The sequence below is a fragment of the Micromonospora globispora genome (assembly GCF_003857015.1).
Taxonomy (GTDB): Bacteria; Actinomycetota; Actinomycetes; order Mycobacteriales; family Micromonosporaceae; genus Micromonospora; species Micromonospora globispora.
Genome location: NZ_QGGF01000423.1, coordinates 1 through 4,984, shown reverse-complemented (window position 1 = coordinate 4,984; position 4,984 = coordinate 1). Strand labels below are relative to the sequence as shown.

General features: G+C 73.8%; 3 protein-coding genes. 2 read left to right on the top strand and 1 reads right to left on the bottom strand.

Going from position 1 to position 4,984, the window contains the following annotated elements; genetic code table 11:
* A partial coding sequence (locus DKL51_RS22870; protein WP_124812463.1) for an MBL fold metallo-hydrolase occupies positions 1 to 1,047 on the top strand: 1,047 nt, incomplete at its 5' end.
* A gap of 35 nt (positions 1,048 to 1,082) precedes the next feature.
* On the opposite strand, the gene DKL51_RS22865 is transcribed toward DKL51_RS22870, so the two are convergent.
* A complete protein-coding gene (locus DKL51_RS22865) occupies positions 1,083 to 2,594 on the bottom strand; it encodes a deoxyguanosinetriphosphate triphosphohydrolase family protein (RefSeq protein WP_109942946.1) in 1,512 nt (503 codons plus the stop codon).
* A gap of 115 nt (positions 2,595 to 2,709) precedes the next feature.
* On the opposite strand from DKL51_RS22865, the gene DKL51_RS22860 reads away from it, so the two are divergent.
* The coding region (locus tag DKL51_RS22860; RefSeq protein WP_148097829.1) for a Tex family protein at positions 2,710 to 4,984 on the top strand (2,275 nt) is incomplete at its 3' end.

Genomic DNA, 4,984 nt, shown 5'->3' with positions numbered 1-4,984 from the left:
GGCCGGGACGTGCCGGCGCAGCTCGGCGGCCGGCTCACCGGGGCCCGGGCGGAGCGGGCGGCGCGGTCGCCACGGTTCCGCGACGGCACCTTCCACAACCCGGAGAGCACCCGCACGATGGTCGCCGACCCGGGCCGCAACCTGCTCAAGGAGCTGGTCTTCGGCAAGCAGAAGCGACGGCCGACCAGTGCGGTGCCGCTGCTGCGCCCCGCCGCCGCGGACACCGCGGACACCGACCGGGAGCTGAGCGTCGTCTGGTACGGCCACGCCTCGGCGCTGATCGAGATCGAGGGGCGGCGGCTGCTCGTCGACCCGGTGTGGAGCGAGCGCTGCTCCCCCTCGGCGGCGATCGGGCCGCGCCGGATCCACGAACCGCCGGTCCGCCTGGAGGAGCTGCCCCAGGTGGACGCGATCCTCATCTCCCACGACCACTACGACCACCTGGACATGGAGACGGTCCGCGGGCTGGTGACCCACCAGTCGGCCCCGTTCCTCGTTCCGCTCGGCGTCGGCGCCCACCTGGACCGCTGGGGCGTACCGGAGGAGCGGATCGTCGAGCTGGACTGGTCGGAGAGCCACCGGATCGGCGGGCTGACGATCGTCTGCACGGCCGCCCAGCACTTCTCCGGCCGGGGGCTGCGCCGCGACGGCACCCTCTGGAGCTCGTGGGTGGTGGCCGGGGAGCACCGCAAGGTCTTCTACACCGGCGACTCGGGCTACTTCGACGGGTACGCGCAGATCGGCGCCGAGCACGGGCCGTTCGACGTGACGCTGATGCAGATCGGCGCGTACGACCGGGCCTGGCCGAGCATCCACATGTTTCCCGAGGAGGCGGTCGCCGCCCACCTCGACCTGCGCGGCGGGCTGTTCATCCCGGTGCACTGGGCCACGTTCAACCTCGCCCTGCACGACTGGGCGGAGCCGGTGAACCGGCTCTGGGTGGAGGCCAAGGCGCGGGACGTCCGGCTGGCGGTGCCGCGCCCGGGCGAGCGGGTGGTGGTGGACGACCCGCCGCCGGTGGACGGCTGGTGGGAGGCGGTGGCCTGAGCCGCCGCCTCGCCCGGCGCCGCCCCGCCGGCTGATCAGAGCACGAACGCGTCCGTCCAGAGGGCGCCGGAGCGGCCGGAAAGGGAGTCCAGCATCGCCACCGCCTGACCGTCGGTGAGCTGCGCGACGAAGTCGATGATCGCCCGCCCCCGGGCCCTGCCGATCCGGTCCGGGGTGCGCGGGTGCAGCTCCGCCTCGGCCAGCTCGACCAGGTCGTGCAGCCGGCGGGGCAGCCGGGACTCCTCCTCCGGGTCGAGCAGCCACTCCCAGAGCGCCTCGACCAGGGTGCCGAGCAGCCGGGCCTGACCCCGCTGGTGCAGCGCCAGGTCGGGGCGGGCCAGCACGAACCGGTGGTGGACGAACTTCAGCACCTGCACCTCGTGCCACTGCGCCTTGGCCAGCAGCACGTGACCCGAGCGGACGTCCGGCTCCGGGGTCACCGTGATCGAGTCGACGAACCGGGTGGACCAGCGGGCGGAGAACCGGGCGACGTACTGCTCGGCCTCGATCGAGCCGTCGAAGGGGAGCGCGAGCAGCCCCTCCACCAGCTCCTCCCGGACGTGCTCCACGGCGGCGGCGAACGCGTCGTCGTCGGCGATCCAGGCGTCCTTGCGGTGCAACTGCCGGCGCAGCCGCTCGATCGCCGCGCCGGGCCGGCGGGCCGCCGCGGCCAACGCCGGCTCGGTGATCGCCCGGAAGTGGCCGCTCTCCCGCTGCCAGGCCATCAGCTCCGCGGCCACCGCGCCCTGCTGGAGCACCCCGACCCGGTAGAAGTCCTCCACGTCGTGGATCGCGTACGCGATGTCGTCGGCGGTGTCCATGATCGACGCCTCGACGGTCTGCTGCCAGTCCGGAATCCGCCCGGCGAACGGCTCCCGGGCCTGCCGCAGGTCGTCCACCTCGGTCCGGTACGCGCCGAACTTCGACGACCCGCTCTCCGGCTCGTCCGGTGGCTCGGCGGCGCCGCGGGGCGCCGGATCGAGGTGGCGGGGGTGCGGGTCCGGGTGGTCCAGCCGGGTCCACGGGTACTTCAGCATCGCCGCCCGCACCGCGGCGGTGAGGTCCAGACCGGTGGTCGCCGCGCCCCGGATCTCGGTGCTGGTGACGATCCGGTACGACTGTGCGTTGCCCTCGAAGCCGTCGGCCAGGCCCAGCCGCTGCCGGGCCAGCCGGTCCAGCACCCGCTCCCCCAGGTGCCCGAACGGCGGGTGACCGAGGTCGTGGGCCAGCGCGGCGGCCTCCACCACGTCCGGGTCGCAGCCGCCCAGCTTCTCCAGCAGCGCGCGGTGCTCGTCGTCGGCGGTGAGCCGCTCGGCGACCGCCCGCGCCACCTGCGCGACCTTGAGGCTGTGGGTGAGCCGGTTGTGCACCAGCAGGCCGGAGCCACCCGGGCTGACCACCTGGGTCACCCCGTTCAGCCGGGCGAAGAAGGGCGAGGCCACGATGCGGTCCCGGTCGGCCCGGAACGGGCTGGCGGCCAGGTCACCGAGGGCCCGGGCGCTGCCGCCGAAGAGTCGCCGTGCCCGCGGATCGGCAGGTGGTTCCATGATCGCCACGGTAACGCAGCGTGCGGGCGGTGGCGAAGCGTCCGCGTACGGGTGGGACGGGTGTGCCGGATGGGCCGGCGGGTGCGGCGCGGCCGGCCCGGGCGGGGACGGCACAATGCAGGGCGGAACCCACCCGAGAAGGCGGATCAAGATCGTGACCCAGTCTGTGCACCAGCGGATCGCCGACGAGCTCGGCGTCGCCGAACGGCAGGTACGGGCGGCCGTGGAGCTGCTCGACGGCGGCGCCACCGTGCCGTTCATCGCCCGCTACCGCAAGGAGGCCACCGGCCTGCTCGACGACGCGCAGCTGCGCACCCTGGAGGAGCGGCTGCGCTACCTGCGCGAACTGGACGAGCGGCGCGCCGCGGTGCTGGAGTCGATCCGCAGCCAGGGCAAGCTCGACGACGCCCTGGAAGCGCAGATCATGGCGGCCGACTCGAAGTCCCGGCTGGAGGACATCTACCTGCCGTACAAGCCGAAGCGGCGGACCCGGGCGCAGATTGCCCGCGAGGCCGGGCTGGAACCCCTCGCGGACACGCTGCTGACCGACCCGTCGCAGGACCCGCGCGCGACGGCCGCCGGCTACGTCGACGCGGAGAAGGGCGTGGCCGACGCCGCCGCCGCGCTGGAGGGCGCCCGGGCCATCCTCATCGAGCGGTTCGCCGAGGACGCCGACCTGATCGGCACGCTGCGCGAGCAGATGTGGTCGCGGGGCCGGCTGGTCTCCCGGGTACGCGACGGCCAGGAGGCCGCCGGCGCCAAGTTCGCCGACTACTTCGACTTCGCCGAGCCGTACACCAAGCTCCCGTCGCACCGGATCCTGGCCATGTTCCGGGGCGAGAAGGAGGGCGTGCTCGACCTGACCATGGACCCCGAGGGCGACTCCGACGCGCTGCCGACCGGCCCCAGCCGGTACGAGGCGGCCATCGCCGGCCGGTTCGGCGTCAGCGACCAGGGTCGCCCGGCCGACCGGTGGCTCGTCGACACGGTGCGCTGGGCGTGGCGTACCCGCATCCTCATCCACCTCGGCGCGGACCTGCGGATGCGGCTGTGGCAGGCGGCCGAGGAGGAAGCCGTCCGGGTCTTCGCCACCAACCTGCGGGACCTGCTGCTCGCCGCCCCGGCGGGCACCCGGCCCACCATGGGCCTGGACCCGGGGCTGCGCACCGGCGTGAAGGTCGCCGTGGTGGACGCCACCGGCAAGGTGGTCGCCACCGACACCATTTACCCGCACGAGCCGCGCCGGCAGTGGGACGCCTCGGTCGAGACCCTGGCGAAGCTGGCCGGGGCGCACGGCGTCGAGCTGATCGCCATCGGCAACGGCACCGCCAGCCGGGAGACCGACAAGCTCGCCGGTGACCTGATCAAGCGGTACCCGCAGCTCAACCTCACCAAGGTGGTGGTCTCCGAGGCGGGCGCGTCGGTCTACTCCGCGTCCGCGTACGCCTCGCAGGAGCTGCCGGGGCTGGACGTGTCGCTGCGCGGCGCGGTCTCCATCGCCCGCCGCCTCCAGGACCCGCTCGCCGAGCTGGTCAAGATCGACCCGCGGTCCATCGGCGTCGGGCAGTACCAGCACGACCTGTCCGAGGTGAAGCTCTCCCGGTCGCTGGACGCGGTGGTCGAGGACTGCGTGAACGCGGTCGGGGTGGACGTGAACACCGCCTCGGCTCCGCTGCTCACCCGGGTCTCCGGCATCGGCGCCGGGCTGGCGGAGAACATCGTGCTGCACCGGGACGCCAACGGGCCGTTCCGCTCCCGCTCGGAGCTGAAGAAGGTGCCGCGGCTCGGTCCGAAGGCGTTCGAGCAGTGCGCCGGCTTCCTGCGCATCCCCGGCGGGAACGACCCGCTGGACTCCTCCAGCGTGCACCCCGAGGCGTACCCGGTGGTGCGGCGGATCCTGACCAGCACCGGCCGGGACCTGCGCTCGCTGATCGGGCAGAGCGCGCTCCTGCGCGGGCTGAAGGCCACCGACTTCGTCGACGACACGTTCGGCCTGCCCACCGTCACCGACATCCTGCGCGAGCTGGAGAAGCCGGGCCGGGACCCGCGGCCGGCGTTCAAGACGGCCTCCTTCGCCGAGGGCGTGGAGAAGATCAGCGACCTGGTCCCCGGCATGCTGCTGGAGGGCGTGGTCACCAACGTGGCGGCGTTCGGCGCGTTCGTGGACGTGGGCGTGCACCAGGACGGCCTGGTGCACGTGTCGGCGATGTCGCACACCTTCGTCAAGGACCCGCGGGACGTGGTGAAGTCCGGTGACGTGGTCCGGGTCAAGGTGCTCGACGTGGACGTGCCGCGCAAGCGGATCTCGCTGACCCTGCGGCTGGACGAAGAGACCGGCGCCGCCGGCGGGCGACCGCAGGGCGACGGCGGCCGCCGCGAGCGGGGCGACC